Annotated in this window: 18 protein-coding genes; 7 read left to right on the plus strand and 11 right to left on the minus strand. The window is 39.4% G+C overall.

Features of this window, described 5'->3' with window-relative positions; translation table 11 throughout:
* Window positions 1-54: 54 nt before the first annotated feature.
* Entirely contained in the window at window positions 55-1,884 is a 1,830-nt protein-coding gene (locus tag ACWATR_RS01085; protein ID WP_460328670.1) for an N-acetylmuramoyl-L-alanine amidase, read from the minus strand.
* A gap of 85 nt (window positions 1,885-1,969) precedes the next feature.
* Between ACWATR_RS01085 and ACWATR_RS01090 the strand changes: the two genes are divergently transcribed.
* From ACWATR_RS01090 to ACWATR_RS01100, 3 genes are all read left to right on the plus strand, one after another.
* Window positions 1,970-3,607: a CTP synthase gene (locus ACWATR_RS01090; protein WP_460328672.1), complete on the plus strand. Its 1,638-nt coding sequence runs from the start codon at window positions 1,970-1,972 to the stop codon at window positions 3,605-3,607.
* A 248-nt stretch (window positions 3,608-3,855) separates the two neighbouring features.
* Window positions 3,856-4,278: a hypothetical protein gene (locus ACWATR_RS01095; protein WP_069072970.1), complete on the plus strand. Its 423-nt coding sequence runs from the start codon at window positions 3,856-3,858 to the stop codon at window positions 4,276-4,278.
* A 61-nt stretch (window positions 4,279-4,339) separates the two neighbouring features.
* Complete coding sequence (locus tag ACWATR_RS01100; RefSeq protein WP_460328675.1) at window positions 4,340-4,903, plus strand: Uma2 family endonuclease; 564 nt, start codon at window positions 4,340-4,342, stop codon at window positions 4,901-4,903.
* A 21-nt stretch (window positions 4,904-4,924) separates the two neighbouring features.
* On the opposite strand, the gene ACWATR_RS01105 is transcribed toward ACWATR_RS01100, so the two are convergent.
* From ACWATR_RS01105 to ACWATR_RS01120, 4 genes are all read right to left on the minus strand, one after another.
* Window positions 4,925-5,566: a type I restriction endonuclease gene (locus ACWATR_RS01105; protein ID WP_460328677.1), complete on the minus strand. Its 642-nt coding sequence runs from the start codon at window positions 5,564-5,566 to the stop codon at window positions 4,925-4,927.
* Between the two features lie 3 nt (window positions 5,567-5,569).
* Entirely contained in the window at window positions 5,570-6,463 is an 894-nt protein-coding gene (locus ACWATR_RS01110) for an ROK family protein (protein ID WP_460328679.1), read from the minus strand.
* Between the two features lie 123 nt (window positions 6,464-6,586).
* Window positions 6,587-6,790: a hypothetical protein gene (locus ACWATR_RS01115; RefSeq protein WP_069072966.1), complete on the minus strand. Its 204-nt coding sequence runs from the start codon at window positions 6,788-6,790 to the stop codon at window positions 6,587-6,589.
* 101 nt (window positions 6,791-6,891) lie between these two features.
* On the minus strand, window positions 6,892-7,788 hold the full coding sequence (locus ACWATR_RS01120) for an ABC transporter permease (RefSeq protein ID WP_229461304.1): 897 nt from the start codon (window positions 7,786-7,788) through the stop codon (window positions 6,892-6,894).
* 329 nt (window positions 7,789-8,117) lie between these two features.
* Between ACWATR_RS01120 and ACWATR_RS01125 the strand changes: the two genes are divergently transcribed.
* Complete coding sequence (locus tag ACWATR_RS01125; RefSeq protein ID WP_460328681.1) at window positions 8,118-8,411, plus strand: hypothetical protein; 294 nt, start codon at window positions 8,118-8,120, stop codon at window positions 8,409-8,411.
* Window positions 8,412-8,994: 583 nt separating this feature from the next.
* On the opposite strand, the gene trxB is transcribed toward ACWATR_RS01125, so the two are convergent.
* Entirely contained in the window at window positions 8,995-10,365 is a 1,371-nt protein-coding gene (trxB, locus tag ACWATR_RS01130; protein WP_460328683.1) for a thioredoxin-disulfide reductase, read from the minus strand.
* A gap of 57 nt (window positions 10,366-10,422) precedes the next feature.
* Complete coding sequence (locus tag ACWATR_RS01135; protein ID WP_460328685.1) at window positions 10,423-10,596, minus strand: hypothetical protein; 174 nt, start codon at window positions 10,594-10,596, stop codon at window positions 10,423-10,425.
* A gap of 296 nt (window positions 10,597-10,892) precedes the next feature.
* Here ACWATR_RS01135 and ACWATR_RS01140 point away from each other — a divergent pair, with 296 nt between their 5' ends.
* The 3 genes from ACWATR_RS01140 to ACWATR_RS01150 all read left to right on the plus strand — a co-directional run bounded on the left by ACWATR_RS01140 (window position 10,893) and on the right by ACWATR_RS01150 (window position 14,621).
* Window positions 10,893-11,459 (plus strand): Uma2 family endonuclease, encoded by a 567-nt coding sequence (locus tag ACWATR_RS01140; RefSeq protein WP_460328687.1) that lies wholly within the window; start codon window positions 10,893-10,895, stop codon window positions 11,457-11,459.
* 204 nt (window positions 11,460-11,663) lie between these two features.
* Window positions 11,664-12,230, plus strand: a complete 567-nt coding sequence (locus ACWATR_RS01145; protein WP_460328688.1) for a type IV pilin-like G/H family protein — start codon at window positions 11,664-11,666, stop codon at window positions 12,228-12,230.
* A 171-nt stretch (window positions 12,231-12,401) separates the two neighbouring features.
* Window positions 12,402-14,621: an O-linked N-acetylglucosamine transferase, SPINDLY family protein gene (locus ACWATR_RS01150; RefSeq protein ID WP_460328689.1), complete on the plus strand. Its 2,220-nt coding sequence runs from the start codon at window positions 12,402-12,404 to the stop codon at window positions 14,619-14,621.
* Between the two features lie 233 nt (window positions 14,622-14,854).
* Here ACWATR_RS01150 and ACWATR_RS01155 read toward each other — a convergent pair whose 3' ends face one another.
* The 4 genes from ACWATR_RS01155 to ACWATR_RS01170 all read right to left on the minus strand — a co-directional run bounded on the left by ACWATR_RS01155 (window position 14,855) and on the right by ACWATR_RS01170 (window position 22,591).
* Window positions 14,855-18,910: an O-linked N-acetylglucosamine transferase family protein gene (locus ACWATR_RS01155; RefSeq protein ID WP_460328691.1), complete on the minus strand. Its 4,056-nt coding sequence runs from the start codon at window positions 18,908-18,910 to the stop codon at window positions 14,855-14,857.
* Between the two features lie 121 nt (window positions 18,911-19,031).
* The gene (gene pseI, locus ACWATR_RS01160) at window positions 19,032-20,084 is read right to left on the minus strand and encodes a pseudaminic acid synthase (protein ID WP_460328693.1); all 1,053 of its coding nucleotides are present in this window, start codon (window positions 20,082-20,084) and stop codon (window positions 19,032-19,034) included.
* 20 nt (window positions 20,085-20,104) lie between these two features.
* Window positions 20,105-21,595 (minus strand): UDP-2,4-diacetamido-2,4,6-trideoxy-beta-L-altropyranose hydrolase, encoded by a 1,491-nt coding sequence (gene pseG, locus ACWATR_RS01165; RefSeq protein WP_460328695.1) that lies wholly within the window; start codon window positions 21,593-21,595, stop codon window positions 20,105-20,107.
* The gene (locus ACWATR_RS01170; protein ID WP_460328698.1) at window positions 21,596-22,591 is read right to left on the minus strand and encodes a class I SAM-dependent methyltransferase; all 996 of its coding nucleotides are present in this window, start codon (window positions 22,589-22,591) and stop codon (window positions 21,596-21,598) included.
* Window positions 22,592-22,596: the final 5 nt, after the last annotated feature.

Consider the following 22,596-nt stretch of genomic DNA (forward strand, 5'->3'; position numbering starts at 1 on the left):
AAAGTTTGAACAAAGAGCGATCGCACTCCACCAAATACAATTAAGAAGCAAAATTTATCTCACGCTCCGAAACCACTCCGTAATCCCCTGAGCGATCGCATAAGCCATTTTTTTCTGTTCTTCTGGGTTAACTATCTCCTCAAATTCATCAGGATTACTCATAAAACCCAATTCCAGTAACACTGATGGCGCAGCAGCGGGACGTGTCAGCGCTAGGTTGTTCCAAAACACGCCATAATAAGGTCTGCCGAGTTTTTTGACTACATAGTTCTGTAAAAATATTGCGGGGCTGTGAGCTTGGGGATGATACCAAAACGTGCCGAATCCCTTGGTTTTTTCGGCATCACCATTATCGGGTAGAGAGTTGTGGTGTATGGAAAGAGCGATCGCAGGTTCTTCTCGACTGATAATTGCCTGACGTTCTACTAAAGAAACCTCCTTGTCATCCTCCCGCGTCATCACTACCGTTGCTCCCCGCTTCACCAACTCGTCGCGTAGCAACTTAGATATCACCAAATTTACATCTTTTTCTAAATATCCAGTTGGGCCACTGGCACCAGATTCTTTACCGCCATGCCCTGGATCTAGTACAATCTTGAAATTAGCTAAAGGCTTGCGTCTTGTGTTCCCAATTTTAGGCGGATGACGCAAAGCTAAAACCAGGGTTGTTCCGTCGTATCTCAGCTTATATCCCCACTGTTGAGCTTTTTTGAGGTTAAAGGTGTATTTTACTTGTCCTGGAGCTTCCTGTTGCCAGTCTAGGCGATTAATTAGGGGGTCATCATCCAGGCGAATTATGTCCGTTTGGGCAGTGGTATTGTAGAGAGTGAGGGCGAGAGCTTGCTCACTTTGTTGTACGCTCACAGGTACAGGAACTTGCAAGGGGAAGACTATCTCTGTCGCACCAGGGGTTTGACGGTATCCGACACTGCGAATTATTGTCTGTGGCGGAATTGCACCAGGTAAAATGCGCGTTTCTTTACTATTAATCCAGGTGCCATTGTCGAGGCGTAACCATTCACTTTCTCTACCTGTAACTGTTGCTCGTGTGCCTTTGGGCAGTGGTGTGAGTCGAGAATAATCGGTACTCGGGCCAGTTCGAGCAACACCTGCGTCTGCAATTACCTCAACAACTGGTAACTTTGCTCTTGAGAGGATTTGAATTTTGCCAGTTCCTGGTTGAGTTATCGTCTTGCCATTGAGCGTCAGTTGAAACTGAGGTTGTCCTAAATCTACCTCTTGACTTGAGTCTGGGACAACAGCACCAGAAATGATGTTGTTACCGTAAATCAGGCTTAAGGAGTCAAGATCAGGTTGTTGCACTGTGATGCAACCTTTGTAATTACCTACGCTAGACTGGGCATGAGGCTGATTTTGCCCTGTCAAAGCTGCCAAATTACTTGGTAGTTGTGCCTGTTGGGGTTGAAGTGAAAGGGCAATCGTTTGATTAGCTAGTTTAACAGAGACATTAGCGTTAGGGGGTGCGATCGCGCTAAAACAAATTAGTTCTCCCGGTAGTCTGGCAATGTCAACTGCGGGAGTCAGGGAATCTTTAGCAAAGGCTAACCCCTGTGGTAACTCAGGGCCAGTGGTAAGCCTTGTAACTTTAATCTGGAGTTCTTGATTTTGGTGACGCACTGTAAAAAGATTCTCCCCCAACTCCAAGGGTAAACTAGGGGAAAAATGACCAGCTTTGCTGCGGGTAATTGGCTTACTATTGATCAAAACCTGACCATCTGGTGGTGCAGTGCCCAGAAAGAAGATTTTTTGGGCACTCGTCTGGTAGTTTGTCTGGGGAAAAACGACTCTGAGCGATGGCTCTGCCGATGCAATTGAGGAGGTGAGAATACAGCCCAATATTACTAATCCTAGAAGGTTTTTCACAGCAAAATCACAGAATAGTACACCACAATAACTGTGGCACAATGACGGGATGTATTTTTAGAAGTTGTTAGAAATTCAAACTACTATGACTAAGTTTATCTTTGTTACTGGAGGCGTAGTTTCCAGTATTGGTAAGGGCATTGTAGCAGCAAGTTTAGGGCGTTTGCTCAAGTCGCGCGAATATTCGGTGTCGATTCTAAAACTTGACCCTTATATAAATATCGATCCTGGGACGATGAGTCCCTTTCAGCATGGAGAAGTATTTGTTACCCAAGATGGTGCGGAGACAGATTTAGACTTGGGGCATTACGAACGCTTTACCGATACTTCGATGTCGCGTTTGAATTGCGTTACTACTGGTTCGATTTACCAGGCGGTGATCAATAAAGAGCGGCGCGGAGACTACAATGGCGGCACTGTACAGGTAATTCCTCATATTACCAATGAAATTAAAGATCGGATTCTGCGAGTTGCTAAAAGCACAAATCCCTCTGTAGTCATTACAGAAATCGGCGGTACGGTAGGAGATATTGAATCACTACCGTTTTTGGAAGCAATTCGCCAGTTCCGTAAAGAGGTGGGACGGCAGAATGTGCTGTACATGCACGTAACCCTGGTACCGTGGATTGCCTCTGCGGGTGAGATGAAAACGAAGCCGACACAGCATTCAGTTAAAGAACTGAGATCCATTGGTATTCAACCAGATATTTTAGTTTGTCGGAGCGATCGCCCCTTACCCAAGGGATTAAAGCAAAAATTGTCGGGATTTTGCGATGTACCCGAAGAATGTGTCATCACTTCCCAAGATGCCAAAAGTATCTATGAAGTACCGCTAAATCTGGAACGGGAAGGAATGGCAGAACAAGTACTGAACTTGCTGCACATGGAACAACGTAAACCAGATTTGACACAGTGGCAAACCCTGGTACAACGGTTACATAGTCCCAAGCATGAGGTAGAAATTGCCATTGTTGGTAAATATGTGCAATTAAGTGATGCCTATCTATCTGTAGTGGAAGCGTTGAACCATGCGGCAATTTCCACTTATGGCAAACTGCGCCTACGTTGGGTGAACTCAGAAAACTTGGAAGCTGAACCAGCCGAAAATTATCTTGCGGGTGTCGATGGCATAGTTGTACCAGGAGGTTTCGGGGTTCGGGGAGTAGATGGTAAAATTGCCGCTATTAAATACGCCCGCGATCGCCAAATTCCCTTTTTGGGTTTATGCCTGGGAATGCAATGTTCCGTAATTGAGTGGGCCAGAAATGTAGGGGGATTAACAGGTGCTAACAGTGCTGAATTTGACGCCTATACAACTAATCCGGTAATTAATTTATTGCCAGAACAACAGGAAGTGGTTGATTTAGGGGGTACAATGCGGTTGGGACTATATCCTTGTCGTGTTCTCCCTGATACTCTAGCTTTTAAGCTCTATCAAGAAGATGTGATTTATGAACGACATCGACATCGCTATGAGTTCAACAATGCTTACCGCGATTTGTTGTTAAAGTCTGGCTATGTGATCAGTGGTACTTCTCCCGATGGACGCTTAGTTGAAATTGTGGAATTAACCAAGCACCCATTCTTTCTTGCTTGCCAATTTCATCCAGAATTTCAATCACGCCCCAGTAGCCCTCATCCCTTATTTAAAGGGTTTATTCAAACAGCGATCGCTCTTTCTCTTTCGACATCTAGCACGCCAACACCATTGGAGGTGTCATAAAAATTCGTAATTCGTAATTCGTAATTCGTAATGACGCTCTCTACGTTCGCGCAGCGTGTCGAAGACAGACGCTAAAAGCGTAGCTTGCTTAAGAGTGAGGGTACGTGGACTCGCTACCGCTACGCTAACGTAATTCAAAATTAATTTTTTAGATTTTGAATTGGTGCATAGCAACATTAACTTAAAGTTTCAATAGATTTGGACATCCAGGGTGCATCATTCGTAAATTTCGGACTTGAGGAGATGTTGTGGCGTACTGGGTGAAAATCCTTTACGAGAGGAGAGAATATGTAGTGAATTTTGAACGTGTCCATGCTTTTTGTTATGAACTGAATGGCAGAGTTACTTTTTGGCTACCCGATAGTGCCATTCCAATAGTAATTCACCCGCAAACTAACTTAGAAGATTATCAAAAGATCCTTGATTATTTAGAATGTGTGACAGGATTAGAATTAGATCATGCCCACTGGGTGAAAATTATTTACGAAAAAAACGAATATGTAATTAATCTCAACTGCATCAGTTCTTTTTGTCATGAACCGAACGGCAGAATAACTTTTTGGTTGCCAGATGGAACTATTCCCATCATCATCAACCCTGTAAGTAACCCTGAATCTTATGAAAAAGTTGTGAAATACGTTAAGAAAGCAACTGGATATTCTTTGTCTTAGTCTTGCTAAACTTTTAACTAAAGATAACGATTTTAGCAATAAAGGCACGAGTGAAGATTCAATGAATACTGTTGTGCTTAATCTAGAACCGATTGCTCATTTAACCGATGAGCAATTTTATCAATTATGTATTGCTAATGGCGATTTAAGCCTGGAAATGAATGCAGCTGGAAAATTAATTATTATGCCACCAGTAGGAGGAGAAAGCGGAAATCAAGAAGCTGGACTAATTACCGATTTAGAAATCTGGAATCGTCAAGCTAAGTTAGGGAAAGTTTTTAGTTCTTCAACTATCTTTATACTTCCAAATGGTGCAAAACGTTCCCCTGATGCATCTTGGGTAAAGTTGGAACGGTGGGAAGCTTTAACACTAGAACAACGAAAAAAATTTCCGCCACTTGTACCTGATTTTGCAATTGAACTGCGTTCCGAGACAGACCGGCTTGCACCTATCCAAGCGAAAATGCAGGAATACATAGAAAACGGTTTGCGTTTAGGTTGGCTAATTAATCCTCAAGATCAGCAAGTGGAAATTTACCGACTCGAAAAAGCTGTAGAAGTTATTCAAATGCCGGCGATTCTTTCTGGAGAGGATATATTACCTGGATTTGAGTTGCAAGTATAGTTAGGCGATAAGCGTCAATCCCTATTTCTCAGGGGGGAAAAGCACAATTAATTCTCCAAGGCGTTTCAAGATACTGAGTACTTGGTGTAGTTCTGAATCACGTTCAATTGATAGTGCATAAGATCGTGCATACCAAGGATGTTCTTGTTGAATCAATTTGACAAACACAAATTCTCTACCGTTGATTAGTAAACCAAAAGTCGGTTGTGCAGAATTTGGACGATCAAGCATATAAGCGAGTGCTTGAGGCAGGGCTGTCATCACATCAAATTTGCTGCTTTTAGATTCGATGACAAGTACCCAAAAACGTTTTTGGATGACAAGAACATCAATGTTTCCTTTAACGATAAAGCTTTCGTCTTCAGCAGAAATCTCCACAGAAGTCTCGGTTTCAATCTCAAAAGGAGGTTGATAAAACCCAGCTAAATCGAGTAGAGGAGACAGCACTACCATTTTTACCGCCTCTTCTGACATCAGACGGTGCTTATTCAAGTTTAAATAGTTGCTTTTGACTCGTGTCAGCGCTTGCTTCTCTGCATCAGTCAGAGTTGGTAAATTTTCTGTCCATTCTGGAAAGAAATTGCTGTCTGTGGCAAGTTGTAAACCAAATTTTTCTTCTAATTCGTAAAGACTGATGTCTCTAGCTGGGATTGTTTGAACCATAATCTAACATTCCGAATAGCGTTGCCATGCCAACTTTGCTGCACCTACTATCCCTGCAAAATTGCCTAACTCCGCTGGCAATATTTGTAAACCCGCTCGTGATAAAGGCTGCACTCGCTTCTCAATTTCCGCCTTCACTGCTGGTAAGAAAAACTCAAAGCTACCACTGATACCGCCACCAATGACGATCGCTTGTGGTGTGAGTACATAAATCAAACTCGTCAAACCAATTCCCAAATACCTACCATATTCTTGCCAAAAAGTCAATGCTCCGGTATCTCCTTGTTGGGCAAGAACACCTAATTCGATGGGTTCCTTGAGAGTGCGGCGGCGAATTGCAGTAGCACAGGCATATTGTTCCAAAGAGCCTTGATTGCCACTATTACAAATTGGCCCATCAGGATTTAATGAAATTAAACCCAATTCTCCGCCGGCTCCTTGATGTCCAATAAATAGTTTGCCATCGAGGATAATTGCGCCACCAACCCCAGTTCCTAAAGTTAGCAAAATTAGATTTTGAAAGTGACGACCGGCTCCTAGCCAAGCTTCTCCCAAAAGAGCGCAATTAGCATCATTAGCGATCGCAGTCGGTTTACCAGTTTTAGCTTCTAACCAGTCTGCTAAAGGCACATCGATCCATCCAGGTAAGTTAATGGCGATTTTGGCAATGCGTTGTGCGGCATCGGATGGGCCAGGAGTACCCACACCAATAGCTACAGCTTGATTATCTGGATCAATTCGCGCGATCGCATCTAAGATCACCGCCAGCACCGCCTCCGGTATTGTTGGCTGGGGAGCCGCCACAGTCAAAGATTGCAGACAAGTACCATCATCGGCAAAACGCCCCAACTTAATTGCTGTTCCCCCTACATCAATGCCAATTACTTCATTTGTCATTTGTCATTTGTCATTTGTCATTTGTCATTTGTCATTTGTCATTTGTCATTTGTCATAGAGCATTGGTAATTGGTTAACAGCTATTCCCTATTCCCTATTCTCCAGTTCAAAATCAACAATTCGTCAGGGTTTTAGGATTTTGGCACGAAAAAATTCTAAATTTTCTGTCTTATTGGGTGCGAGTCGTAAATCAGCAACAGTCTTGGTACGGAAACTCGATTGCTCCTGCCAAGCTGTAACTGGAGTACCTCTTAAGATACCAGCAAGGGCAACGGAAAGCATAAACCCGCCAGTAGCGGCAGCAATTAACGTTAGATTATCTTTCATACAAATCTCTCTATTGTTTATTTGTCATTTATCATTTGTCATTGGTCATTTGTCATTTGTTCCTTGTCCTTCGTCTTTTGCTAATGACTAATGACCAATGATTACTTTCGGATTCTATTTTCTCTCCGTAAACGGGGATTGACAAATTCATTTAACCCCTCACCGAGTAGTGATAACCCTACCACCATGAATGTCATGGTTAAACCGGGGAAAAGTGTAGTCCACCAAATGCCAGTAGGTAAAGCTTCTAAGGCTTGTTTTAAATCATGTCCCCATTCTGGCACTTCTTCGGGAAGTCCTAGCCCCAAAAAACCCAAACCGCCCAACACCAAAATTGCATCAGCGGCGTTGAGTGTGAAGAGGACGGGTACACTTTGAATGACGTTGAAAAACAGATAACGAGAAAGCACAACCCAAGTGGAAGCGCCCATTGCTTGAGCAGCTTCGATAAACACTTCAGTTTTCACACTCACGGTATGATTGCGAACAACGCGATAATATTGGGGAATGTAAGCAATGCTAATAGCGATCGCTGCATTTAATATTCCCCGCCCTACCACAAAGGCCAGCGTCACAGACAGCAGTAGCCCTGGTAGAGTGTAGATGCTATCCATAATAAATAGCAACACTTTATCCAATTTCCCGCCGAGATAACCACTCAGCATCCCCAAAGGTACACCGATAATCATACTCAGCGCCGTTGCCAAAATTACCACCTGCAAAGCAGCTTGAGCGCCGAACAATGTCCGCGAGAACACATCATAACCCAGGCGACTAGTACCAAACCAATATTTAGCTGAGGGTGGCTCGTGAATTGGATTAGAGAGAAAATCTTTAGGGTTTTGCAGCCATCCCCAAGCCTGGAATACGGGAGCGAAGAATGCCAGGAAGATGAAAAATAGGGTGATGGCTAACCCGATGAGCATGAGTTTTTGGGAAAGATTGAGACTTTTGCCAAACTGTAAAAATGTCGGTAGTCGCCGTTTTGTAATGGCCATAAAGCGATCGCCTGGAGCAAAGCTTGATACGCTGACCATTTTACATATTAGATAGGGGATTGCGTAAACATCCTGAATAAAAGTTTGACTGCTTCGCGGTCTATACAGAGCTAGACTGAGTTAGAGGTGAAATTATGCCTTATTTTTGCCAGAGCTTTTAACTACTATTCAGAGTACTACAATGTTTGTGATAATCTTTATCAACGAATCAGTCATCTTGATGATGCAGCCTTTGATTTTTTTGACACACTTTCAGTATTTTAACTGTTGTCTTAGCGGTTAATACTTACTTAATATGTTGCACAATATTTTTCATTATCTTAGTCATTGTGAAACCTCTTTTACAGACTTACTTAGAACAAGAAATCTGGATACTAGTAAGAGATAAGTGGTATTTCGCCACAATTATCGGAGTTTGGGATGATTTGTTGTGGTTTAAACATAGAACTTACAACAAAGATACAGAGGAAGATACTTTCTGGGAAATGGTTGTGAAAATCAGTGAAGTAATTGCTATTGATAAAGTTAAGTCTATTATTAGTAGAAAACCAGACATGCTTATTTCACGGCTACTAGAAACTCAGCAAGATACAAGTGAGCATCATAAAGATAATGAATATTAATTAGCTCAATAGTTAAAAATACAAGTTTTTCTCTTAGACTAATTCAGCAGTCAAGGAGGAATGGAACAGTTTTGGGGTAGGCTCATAATTTGCAATTGCCTCAAGGTGCAAATTATGAGCATTAAAGTTGTAGGTTATGGCGCAATACAGTTCGGAATGAGCAACAAAACCCTGATGTAGAGACGCGATAAATCGCGTCTTCAAAGACCAATTATCTACAACAATAACCTTTCGCTGAACAGTATTGGGCTATGGTGGATATTGGGTATTGGGCAAAGTCTTTTCCAGTCCCCAATACCTACTATAACGTGAGTTCGACAAGTCTTATTTGACCTCTCCCCCAACCCCTCTTCGTGTCGGAGAGGGGAGCAAAAAGCTGAATTTTTCGTTGCTCCTCCCTTTCCGTTTCCCAGAGGCAGGCCGGGAGGGAGAGGTTCATTGAACTCACGTTACTATAGGAATCCACTTTGATTTCTGAACGAATTTGCGTAGACAGGCAATAGGCAATAGGCAACAGGCAACAGTCAAGAAGGCTTCTTAGTTGTACTGAGTTTTTTCAGAAATCAAATATGAGTCCTATATCTCAAAGACTACTTTCAATCAACTGGCGGTATTCGCTCTTTTGCTTCACACCTTTGACTTCCTTCACCAGTTCCTTATTTTTGAACAATTGAACCGTTGGCGTTCCTGTCACACCAGCATTTTCAGCAATATCTCGGTCTTTGTCGATGTCAATTTCCACAAAGTGAATTTTGCTGTCAAATTCATCCACCACTTTATTTAAAATTGGCTTCAGGGTATGACAAGGGCCACAACCAGGAGAGACGTATTTAACAAGGAGTAAGCGATCGCTTTCATGGAACAATTTCCGTAAAGCATAACCTCCCTCATGGCGTGTCCCATCCAAGTTAAATCCAGCTTCTTCCTCGGCTTCAGTCTTTTTGGCTGGCTGATGTTCTAATTCATTGTCTGCTGTTTCTAGCTGTTGATGGAATTCTTGAATCAAGCCACTGGATGACAACCAACGTTCTGCCAACATTGCCGCCATACACCCAGTACCAGCAGCCGTAATTGCTTGCCGAAACTCATGATCTTGTACGTCGCCAGCAGCAAAAACCCCTTCTACACTGGTTTCTACAGAACCGGGCTTGGTGACAACGTAACCTACCTCATCCAGTTCTAATTGTCCTTTAAATAGAGAGGTGTTGGGAGTATGACCAACGGCGTAGAATAAACCCTTAGCGTGCAGTTGGCTCTCTTCACCAGTTTTAGTATTGCGGATTTTCACCCCTTCCATGCGATCGCTACCGAATATATCCACGGCTTCTGTGTTCCAATGCACCTGGATTTTTGGGTTGCTCAAAACCCTGTCTTGCATGGCTTTAGAAGCCCGCATTTTATCGGTGCGTACTAACATATTCACCTTAGAGCCGTATTTGGTGAGGTAAATTGACTCTTCCGCTGCTGAGTCGCCAGCACCAATTACAGCTAATTCTGCACCGTGAAAAATTGGTGTTGCACCATCGCAAATCGCACAAGCAGAGATACCCCGACTCCAAAATTCATGTTCGCTGGGTAAACCTAAACGCTTTGCTGTTGCACCAGTAGCAATGACGATGCTGTTGGTTTTTATTTCCCTTTCTTGCGATCGCACTGTAAATGGACGCTGACTCAAGTCAACTGATATAACATCTTCAGTATAGAGTTCAGCCCCCCAGCGCTCCGCCTGCGCCTTCATCTGATCCATCAGTTCCGGCCCAGTAATTCCTTTGGGAAATCCCGGAAAATTCTCAACTTCCGTCGTTGTCATTAGTTGCCCACCAGGTAATCCCCCGGCTTGGAAACCTTCAAATACAACGGGTTTAAGGTTAGCGCGTCCAGCATAGATGGCGGCTGTGTAGCCTGCTGGCCCAGAACCGATAATTACCAAGTTTTCTACAGTTGGGTTAGTCATGAAAATATATGAACTCATAACGACTACGCTTAATATAGCATAACAATTTACGATTGGCTATGGCAGATGGTAAGCGATGTCTAAGGGCGGGCTACACCTATGCCAAATGCCTACGGTGCTATGTGCAATAAATGTATAGATATTGGGATTAGTATCAGGTTTGTCAATAAGTTGAAAAAATATCTGTGGTAGTTCCTTGATGAGTTCATCAAAAATTACATCTGTTTTCATTGATGCTATTAATGGCAACCTATATAGCCGTTTTTATTTCAATACAATAAATTTTAGCTTTCTAGGACTTACGCACTGTACAACTTAATCATGGTATGCACATACGAAAATAGGTCGTTTCAGCCTTTTATTAATCGTTCTTCGATGGTCATCTGTAGGGGTTTAGCATTGCTAAACCCCTACGACAGACGTGCTTTTTGAAAGAACACATATTTGGTATTTTCTGTCAATGCGTAAGTCCTACTTTCTTAGAGTGTGGTACTTATGATATGTATAAGAGTATTTTCTGTAATATTATGTCTTTCACCATTACAGACTTAGAAGAGCTACAAACCGAGCATCCAGAATGGCAGATGGAGCTGGTAGAAGGGAAAATTATAGTTATGGGGCCATCAGATTACGAGTCAGAAGAAATTGGCACTCGGTTGAGTACCTTCTTGAATATTTGGGTAATGTCGCGCAAGCTAGGGCGAGTGACTGGCTCTAGCGCAGGTTTCATATTACCTACAATAGAAGAGGACGACTCGGAAAAAAGAAACTTGCGTGCCCCTGACGTGTCTTTTGTTCGAGCTGATCAGCTGAAGAAGACCAAGCGCGACTTTGTAGAGTTAGTTCCAGACTTGATGGTTGAGATTAAATCTAAAAGCGACAGAATTAAACCGCTTGAAGAGAAGATTCAGTTATTTTTGCAACTTGGATCTACAGTCGGCATATTGATTGACCCTGACAAATTGACAGTAACGATTTATCGAATAAACCAAACTCCAGTGGTATTACAAAATGGAGAGACACTTGTATTACCGGACTTGCTACCAGGTTGGGAACTAGCAGTATCAGAACTGTGGCCACCTGAGTTTGAATAAAGTACTCTTATAAACGAAATTAAGAATCTAGCCCTTGGTGAACACCAGGGGCTTAGTTATATCTGTGTGAATTGGGATACAAGGATTCTGGATTGTGTAACTGGATCTTGCCAAACTTTTTTTCTGAAGGTGATAGGAAAGCGATCGCAGCTGGGTAAGTTACATCTAGAACACCCAAGCACTTCCTACCCCAGGAAAACACTTATGAAAACCGAATTAAAAGCCAAGTTTCTGCAACATATCCTCAACAAAAAGAATGAAAATGAGGGTTTTACACTTATTGAATTACTAGTAGTAATTATCATCATCGGTATTTTGTCTGCGATCGCTCTACCTTCTTTCTTGAACCAAGCTAACAAAGCCAAGCAGTCAGAAGCTAAAACTTATACAGGTTCGATGAACCGTGCGCAACAAGCTTTTTACTTGGAACAAAATCAATTTGCAGCCCAAGCTGACTTTGGTAAATTAGGTCTTGGGGTGGCAACACAAACCACAAATTACATATACAAAATTGAGGGTGGTGGTACTGGTAGCCCTAGCCTAGTAAGTAACCAAGCAGATACAGTGATTGGTACTGCACCCCTAAAAACTTATGTTGGTGGTGTAAGTATAGCAACACAATCCGCTACTAGTGAAGCTACTACCATAGCTATTTTGTGTGAAGCAGACAAAGCAAGAGTTAACGGTGGTTTAGCAGCAGATGCTACTAGTGTTGCTACCGCTGGCGTAAACGGGCCTTCTTGTCCCACTAACTTCACTGCTTTGAGATAAGTATAAAAGTAACTTACTGCGTGAGAACACAGTTGATCTGAGCCATTTCATAGCAAAGCTAATTGTTCATGTAGTTTGTATTTAATTAAATTAGATAGTTTTCAAAGTGGGTAGATTATTTTATCCACTTTGTTTCCATTATGTACCCCCTCATTTTTCTAAGAGAATCTAATGATTATTGATACATATAATTGGCAAAAACAGGCTGAAGAATATTTTATTAAAGGCAACTATCTGCAAGCAGAAAAATTATACTTACAAGCTATAGATATAGAACCCAATACTATCTCTTATTACTGGTATTTAGGATTAATATTGCTATTGCAAGGGCAAGAAACGGAAGCTCAAATGAATTGGATGCTGCCAATGGTAGAGGCAGATGAAGAACAGTTAGAAGTTTGGACAAATGAACTGTTTCAATTTTTGCAAACGGAAGCAGAAAGGCGTGAAAATCTGACAGAATACTCTACAGCTTGGTTAATTCGTCAGCACATGCGGGAAATTAATCCTATTGATACCAATAATTTACTTTACATTATATTAAATTCTATTAATCTAGAAAATATTGAAGTAATTGAGGAGTTATGTAATGGAGAATTAATTAAAAGCTTAAAACAAAAAGAAAGAACAGATATCAAGTCCGAACTATTAATACAAGTTTTACAAAAACTCTTAAATACTATTCCTTTATATCCAATCAACTTAGATTTAGCAGAAGCTTGTTTACCTTACTTTGCTGATACTGATCAATGCTTCGATATACTGCTTACATCTGCTTTAAAAATTGGTCACACATTACTACAGCCAAAGTTAGCAGCATCTTTTCTGGAATTACATTTGCGATTAGAGCCAGAAAATGTAGAAATTTTGCGACATTTAGCAGTTTTTTATCAAAATGCTCGTGATTATTCTCAGGGAATAGAGACAGCTAGGTTATGCTATTCCCTATCAAAAGGTTTAGCTGATCAAATTTTTGCACTCCATTTGCTGTTACGAGGCTTAATGTCCGCAGGGGGATATTGGAAAGAGATATGTGCAACTTGTGAAGAATTAGAAACTGTATCTCAACAGTTTATCCAAGACCAACCAATTCCCTTAGAAGAGGCAAGAATACTACGGTTACTTACACCATCTTTTGCGATACCTCACATTAAAGATAATCCTGCTGCGTTCCGAGCAATTCATAACAAGCTAGCTGACATTTTTAATGGTGACATCCAAGCTCTCGCCCAGTCGGAAGGAAAACAATATTTTCACAAAAGTATCCATAATGCAGCTTTATTATCTAGTACTAAAAAATTAAAAGTTGGTTATGTATCTTACGCCTTAAGAAATCATTCTGTTGGTTGGCTAGCTCGCTGGCTATTTCAGCATCATAATCGAGATAAATTTGATATTCATACTTATTTTGTTAACTACCAATTAGTAAACGACTATCTCCAAGAGTGGTATCTAGGTCAGGCAGGAAAAGCACGTCAATTAGGTATGAATGGTCTAGAAATTGCTGACCAGATATATCAAGATGAAATTGATATTTTAATTGACCTTGATAGCATCACTCTAGATATTACTAGTGAAGTGATGGCACTCAAGCCAGCCCCAATTCAAGTTACTTGGTTGGGGTGGGATGCATCAGGCATACCTGCAATTGATTATTTTATCGCAGACCCCTATGTACTGCCAGATGATGCACAAAATTACTATACAGAGAAAATTTGGCGATTACCTCAAACTTACATAGCAGTAGATGGTTTTGAAGTTGGTGTCCCAACTCTCCGCCGCGATGACTTGGATATTCCTATGGATGCCGTTGTATATCTCAGCGCCCAAAGAGGATATAAACGCCATCCAGAAACGACAAAGTGGCAAATGCAAATTATCAAACAAGTACCTAACAGCTACTTTTTGATTAAGGGACTTGCTGAGGAGGGAACAATTAAACGTTTCTTTTACCAAATTGCCGAAGAAGAAGGTGTAGATTGTTCTCGTTTACGATTTTTACCCCAAGTTCATTCAGAGTCAGTTCATCGTGCTAATTTAGGAATTGCTGATATTGTATTAGATACATTTCCCTACAACGGAGCGACAACAACCTTAGAAACATTGTGGATGGGTATCCCTTTAGTAACGCGAGTCGGCGAACAATTTGCAGCGCGTAACAGCTACACCATGATGATAAATGCGGGTATCACAGAAGGTATTGCTTGGACTGATGAAGAGTATATAGAGTGGGGTGTCCGCTTGGGGAAAGATGAGACTTTACGCCAGCAGGTGGCTTTGAAATTGAAAGCATCTCGACAAACAGCCCCGTTGTGGAATGGCAAACAGTTTACCAGTGAGATGGAAAAGGCTTACGAGCAGATGTGGCAAAGGTATATTGAGGGTAAATAAGCTCTTAGTGAGGGTTTTACCCCTCAAATTCAATATTAATAAAAGCTAGTGGTTCATCGCATTAGTTCTGAGGAATTAGCGGTGGTCAGATCCCCGACTTCTTGAAGAAGTCGGGGATATTGCAGCCCATCAAAATTAATGCGATAGACCACTAGTACAATGTCTAAGCTAATAATGAAAAGTTTGTAGTAAGCACTGAAGTGCTTACTACAAACTTATTTATAAAGCGCTTCTTAAGATGCGCTCAAGCTATCTACATCGCAGGATAGAAGAGTTTCTGCTTTAGCTTGTGCGATCGCCTGTTGATTATCTGTTGCTAAAGCAATTCGATTCTGAATTCTAGGCAAAAGAGTTTTCCATTGTGTATCACTCATCTTACTAAGCAGAGAAATTTCTGGCCCCTCAGTTATATCGACATCATCTTCCATGAGCAAATTCATGGTCAAAGACGATAAAAGCATATCGGCTTCTTCTTCTGAAATATTTTGAGTATCTATCAGGAGAGTTAAGTTACTTTTATCTGGGTGAGTAGTGAGAGTAGAAATGACACTTGCTAAATCTTGATATAGTAAGTCTTCTGGCTGTAACCAATCTGGAAAAATAATTAGGTTAATATCTCCTAAGCGGAAATTTTGACTCAGAGTATCTGCAAGATATTTACTAAATAGTTCTTGGAAGAGACTACCTATTTTATCTGAGTAAGAGCGACTATCTAGAAAACTAGGATTAGCTTGCATTTTTGTCTTGATTTCGGCGCTCTTTTGTTGGCGCAATTCAGGGTTATTGCCGAGTGCGATCGCTAACTGTATATAAGACTCTTCACTATCTGCGACTAAATCAGGTATATCTAATGTCTGCACCATTGCAGCCCCCATTGCAGAGCGAAAACTAGTTCCCAGTCTAGCAATTACTGGTAAATTAACCTGTAGTGGTTCTATTAAAGAAGTTGTTCCAGAAAATGGAAAAGAATCTAGATAAATATCGGCAATTTTGAAGTATTCTTTAACTTCTTGGCGGTTTGGCACGGGCTGAGGATCTAAAACTATTAATTTTTCTGTCGGTATTCCATGCTTTGAAAACACTTTCATTAAGTGATTTACAAAAGCTTTCTTAGGATAATTGTTTGACCAATTTGGGCCAAATGGCAGAAGCACTAAAACAGAGTTAGGAACTCCAGAAATTATTTTTGCCCAAATATCAATTAGTTCAGGGATGATTTTAAAGAAGTTAGCACCAGAGATAAAAATAACTGTTTCTTCGCATATACCCAAACTTTCTCGATCGACTTTGACAGTTACATTTTCTTCCTCATTACCATAACTAAAGCAATGAGCAGACCCTTCAAGTTTCACCAACTTTTCTTGATATTGCTGTTCTGCCGTTGGCGATGGATCGGTTAGAGTACCAGAAATGTAATAATCTATATGCCGCATTCCTGTTGTTACCACAGATCCGCCACTTGTAATTTGTATTCTGGCTAACCGATGCATTGATAAAAAGCAAATTTGATTTGTTACTGCCGTCACATTGGTAGCAATAAATAATATATCGAGATCATCAGCACGAATAATATTTACCTGTTCTACTAAATCTTGTGGCAGTAGTTTAAAAGAGTTAGCACAGCTTTGACAATATTGCTCTAGTTTATGACCAGTTTGATTAAGAGAGTACAAAATTACTTCAAAATCTCTACTTATATACTCATAAACAGGCAGGTAAGCAAATGTTTCAGAACCAGGTAGAAAATGTGCAGCCAGGACACCCAAGCGTATTTTTTTTCTACTTGTAGGTCTATCACCAAACTCGTAATCTACCTGATATCCTTTCAGGTTCAGTAAAAATTCTATAATCTCTCCACGTTTAACATAGATATCTTTAAGATTATGATCATTAAAATATAGGGGGATAAAATTAGCAATGGAAGTAAAGTTATTAATTATTTCATGCCACAAGGGAGAATCAGGATTTTTTATTAGTATTGATGTGTGTAAGTAATCAATCCATCCCTGCATATAGTAATAGTAATTATCTGCATCACCCGGTTCTTGAAAGTTAACTGGGGATGAAAATAGGAATTGCAGATACTCCTTAAGTAACCAACGAGGTATACGAGAGAGGTCATGCTTTAATGGTAACTGGTCAGCACGGCAATACAGCATAGCTGCTAGTAAATACTGAATTGCTTTTGGCTGCTCAAAACCTTGAGATATATTTTTAACTATATCATTAGCAAAATTTTCTTCTTCATCAGTTAGGCTTTCATATTTAATGCTACTACTCAGTAATATTTGATATGTTTTACCTAGCAGACTTGCGTACCTATCTTTTATTTGTTCCTCTGAAATATTTAACCATTCTTCTGCTATTTGTTTTCGTAGTTGACATAATTCAGTATTCTGGTCACTCAAAGCTGCATATCTATAAAGAGCTTGTTGTCTTGTTGCTTGAGGATACCGTATATCACTGTAAATTGTCTGAAAGAATTTTTGGTAATCTAATAAAATAGCATCTTTTAAAGCAATATTTCGACGAGTTTGTTGTTGTGGATGTATCCTAAAATGAGATAAAACTTTATCAATAAAACCAACTTTGTATTGGCTCATAATTCTGAGCCACATCTCCAAATCTACAAGTTGACACAACTCAGAATTAAATAATCCTACTTTTTCAAAAACATCTTTTTTAATAAGTACTGTGCTTGGCTCTCCAATTTTATTAATTGGATTGTCAAGTATATTTGGATCTAGCAAAAGTTGTTTTCCTGATTGAATTGGCTTTAATCTTGACCAAGATTTGTGTACATCTTTAGCTTCGTGATCGATTAAAAAGTTTGAATCATAAACGGTATGACCAATATTAGTGAAAAGTGTTCGCGGCGAAAAAACCAAACCTATCTCTTCATCTTGTTCAGCCAAATTAACCATTTCTTCAATAGCAGTTGACTCTAATAAATCATCTTGAAATAAAAATTTTATATACTTACCTTTAGCTTGAGTAATACAAAAGTTCCAATTATTAGCTAATCCATATCTTTCATGTTTGATAATTGTAAAAATGGCAGTAGTCTTTTCTAGACTTAGCTTAACAAGTTGTAGGGTCTTATCGTTAGAATCATCATCAGAAATAATAATTTCTATATAAGGATAAGTTTGAGACATTATACTAGAAATAGCTTCTAATATAAAAGATTCTCCATTAAAAGTAGGAATACAAATACTAACCAAAGGTAATTCTTGGCTTTTCAAAAAACTACTTTCTACCTGATTAAATTGACTGGACTTATGATTGTTATCTTTTTTTAAACTGCTATTAGGTATAAAGTTACGAGAGCGACAAATAATTCTGGATTTTCTTTGATTCCTAAACATAAGTTCAGCATCAATTAACTCTTGACTAAGTTCTAGACTCGATTTGAAATTCTTAGCACCGAGGTAGTAATCAACTATCGCCATTTGTGCTGGTGTAGTCTGAGGTTTAGGCACGGCGAAAAGCGACTTTAAAGCTAATTCTCTATCAGGAGGTGTGTATGCAATGTCATGCTTAAGTAGAGCTTCACTTTCAGCCGTGTAAATACTCTCAATTGAATTTAAATGAAAGTAAGAACAACCAGATTTGATGGAATAAAATATGTGTGTTCCTAGCTCATTGCCAGAAGCATAGCGATACATGGAACAAAGATGATAAAAACGGAATAAAAAATTAGGATCAAAAACATGTCCAGCAGAAACTATTTGTATTCCTCTTTTTTGAAATGGAATATGCCTACCTAAGTTAAAATCTTTCCAGTACAGACATACTGTCACCGGTTGATATTCATCATCAAGATGTATTAATTCTTCTGCAAGGGCTTCAAAGTCCATTTGAACTGTAACGTAACCAGTAGAGTGAGAAGGAAAAAAGATAGTTCCACTTCGATTAGGTTTTAGTTCTTTTTTCAGAATTTCTGTTGCGTATAAAAATGGTGATGCTGCTGGGATAATGTTTTTTTTCGTTTCGCAGTTTTTAACTGCGTTAATATACACATCTTCTCGATAACTTGGATAACAATATATATTAAGCAAGGGAGATTCTATCTCTGCTTGCCAGAGATGGTTGTTGCTCAGATCCGGCCCATGTACCAATAAAACTTTTAGCGGATATATTTCAGGGAAATTTACATATTTCTTAATAATAAAGTCCATCCCATAGAAAGAATTTCCAAAAAATACTTCATGAGTTTGTAATGGTCTGTCAGCACATAGCCGAACAAGGTCTTTTTGACTGGCAATTACATCTTCGATAGTTAACATTTTAAACATTCCGTATTTTAGTATTCAATTAATTGAAAAATTCCTAACTTGCTAATATATCTTTTAAAAAATCTTTCGTTCTGAGATTTTCAACAACTTAGGGCGATTATCTTAGCTCTAACTAATTTACCCAATCCCATCTAGCTGGTGTCCCCCTTTTGACATCTTGTTTTATGTGTTTACCGAGAAGAAAGTCGTAATACTTTGGTGGTAAGCCAAGACCAGGACGTATTGCTTTTAGATTCTCTGGCGTAAATATATCCCCCTTCTTCATGTCTTGGGTAATGTAGAGCGATCGCTTAAAAGCCAAAGATGCTTTCTCAGCTTCCATCGGGCCGTAATTTGTCTTACCTAACGCTTGCCAAGCACTTTCAGTTTCAACAACCAGTTGATGCATTTCTTCTGGTTCCATTGAAAAAGCAGAATCAACGCCACCATCAGCCCGACGCAGGGTAAAGTGTTTTTCAATGAATGTCGCACCTAAAGCAACGCCTGCAACAGCAACACCAATCCCTATTGTGTGATCCGATAACCCGACCTGTAGATTGAACAAATCGCGCAAATGAGGGATAGTCAGCAAGTTAGTATCCTTTGGTGTCGCTGGATAAGTACTGGTGCATTTAAGTAGTATCAAATCCTGACAACCAGCTTCCCTCGCTGTCCGCACTGTTTCGTCTAACTCTGAAATTGTCGCCATACCAGTAGAAATAATCATCGGTTTACCAGTGCTGGCAACTTTACGAATTAGAGGTAAATCAGTATTTTCAAAAGAAGCAATTTTATAACAAGGTACTTCTAGAGATTCGAGAAAATCTACAGCAGTAGTATCAAAAGGAGTACTAAAAGCAATTATTCCCAATTCTTTACAGCGAGCAAATATAGGTTTATGCCATTCCCAAGGTGTATGAGCTTCTTGGTATAACTGATATAGTGATTTACCAAGCCACAAACTCTGAGGATCTTTAATATAAAATTCACCCTCGTCTATATCTAAAGTCATTGTGTCGGCAGTATAAGTCTGGATTTTTAGACCATGTACCCCAGCTTTTGCCGCTGCTTCAACAATTTTTAGAGCTACTTCTAATGATTGGTTGTGATTCCCAGACATTTCTGCAACCACAAAGGGTAGATGGCTAGCACCGATGTTTTTCCCTGCAATGTTAATTTCTCGCATTTTATTTTACAATTGAAGTTTTATTTGTGCCTGACTAAATCAACTACATCATCTTTTTCTAATTTGGTTGTCTCCATATTTTGAAACCCAGCTTTTAAAAAAGTGTTAATTGATATTTGGTTATTGAGTTTGATATAGGCATGAATTACAGTAATCTCTGAATCTAAAAATAATTTTTCACATCCTAAATTAATTAGAGAAATACCATACCCTTGATAACGAAACTTTCTATCAATACTAATAGAAATAATGGCTTTATTGCCCTCTAGCTGATATCTAATTTGACCAATAGGCACATCATTTCTATCAAGGCCAATGTAGACAATAGAATTAGGAGAGTGCAGTCGTGATTGAAACCATTGAGCATGATGTTCCCAAGGTATAAGTTCTGTGGAAAAGGAAACAGCCCTTACCTCTGGGTCATTTGACCATTCCCATAACAAACGACAATCTTCTTGGCACGCCAAGCGTAATTTTAACAACTTGGCTTCTAGATATTTCAATACGCGCTTACTTCCTTGGCCATCTACTAACTCTTGACCGCATCTAGTCATTTCTACTCGTGTATGTGCAGCTATTAATAAATGAGCAACCGCCGATGCTATTTCAGCAGCAGAAACATCTTCATGCCAACCAAGATAAACAGATACTCCCATCTCATTTAATTTTTGTGCGATCGCTCGTTGGTTTTCAGCCAAAATTAAAATCAAACTGGGTAAACCCATAAAAGCCAGTTCCCAGCAAGTACTACCACCAGCAGTTACTGCCAGATCAGCCCAAGCTATTAACTCAGGCATATTTGTAACATTCCTTTCTATCCGAATGGTAAACTGCGATGCTTGTGACGCTAATTTCAGTTGTTCATAATGGGGATTATTTGCTCCGACAACAACCACAACCTCTAGTTCTTGAACTGATAGTAGCTGTAACCCTTCAATCACTTTCAAAGTGACGTTATTAGGGTCAGCACCTCCCATTGTAATTAGTAGCTTACTGGCTATAGGTGGGTTTATTCGTTGCCATCTTTGCCACTGCCAAAACTCCTGTCGTAATAATGTGTAGCACGTGCCAAGTAATAATTGAGTATAAGATTCTCGATTTATATACAAACTCTCATGAGCAGAAATATTTTGATTTAAGACAATATCGGCATAGTAATGTTTTGCTTGTCCATAATCATCAATAAATAACAAATTTAAACCATATTCTTTAATTATACGTTGATACTCTGCGTTAAAGTTATAGCCATCTATTACAATCCATTGACAACTAAGTTGCTGTGCCATATTTGATACTTTGTGAGCATCTTCATTACTTCCCGGCAAGGAATTTAAGTAAACAACTTGTATGGATTGTGATATTAATCGAGATGCTAAAACTGATGCTTTATCATTTATATAGAAAAAAACTTGCCCTTGATTCTTTTGCCAGGTCTGGGCTAAAGCAAAACAGCGCATTAAATGACCTGTACCAATTTCCCTTGAAGCATCTGTACGAATTACCAAATTCATTTAAGGCTTCCTAGCTACTAACAACATATTCGATGAAAGTTGATTTTCTGATAAAAAGTTCTGGAAAGCTTCGCCTTTGCTTTCCCAATCATCTATTAATATTTGTTGTAAAAAAGGTTGATTAGTTACATCAAACTCACCAGAAATAATTTTGTTGCGTACTAATTCAGCATCCAACTGACCTGGAGTTTGTTTCTCAATAACTTCAAAACCACAAGATTCTAACAAAATAGTTAAAGATTGAAGATTGAACAAATTAATATGTTCATTATCTATAGCACTAGAGATATTGCCTAAAATTGCTATATCAAAACCCTTGACATTTGGACAAGTTAAAATAAGTATTCCTCCTTCAACTAGAAATTCATAACACTTCAATACAAATTCTTTAGGCGAGAATAGATGCTCAATTACTTCAAAATTAACAATTACATTAATTCGGTTATTCCCAAAATCAATTTGTTCTATGGGTTTTTCAATTACCTCTATACCACGGTGACGACAAGTTTCAGCTAGATCCGGAGTAGGTTCTACTCCTAACACTTTTTGGAAAACACCAGTTTTTTTCATCTCTTCGCAAAAAATACCAAATCCTGTTCCAACCTCTAATATCGTGTCTGTTAATACATTAAATCTGTGGCAAATATCAATAACTTTTTGTACTCTTGGCTTGAAAATTTTTTCTCTTCTTGTTACTTCAGAAGCTGGAAATATATATTTATTCCAATAAGCATAATTTTTTGAGTATTTATAATACTCTTCTAGATGTTCCAGTCTAGGTCTTGGATTAGCGTAAACTGTTTCACATTCTCGGCAAGTCACAAACTGAATACCATACTTTTCATAAATGCGATCGCTGTTTATTGAACAGCAAGCAGGACAAGTGACAGAGATAAAATCATTTTTGTGTTTTAGTAAAAGATTTATATCATGAGCTAATAGTTCAGCTTGTCCTGCTAATAATTCTTTTGGGCGAATGTCTGCTTCTTTAAACATAAATA

It is taken from the genome of Nostoc sp. UIC 10890, from assembly GCF_054786515.1.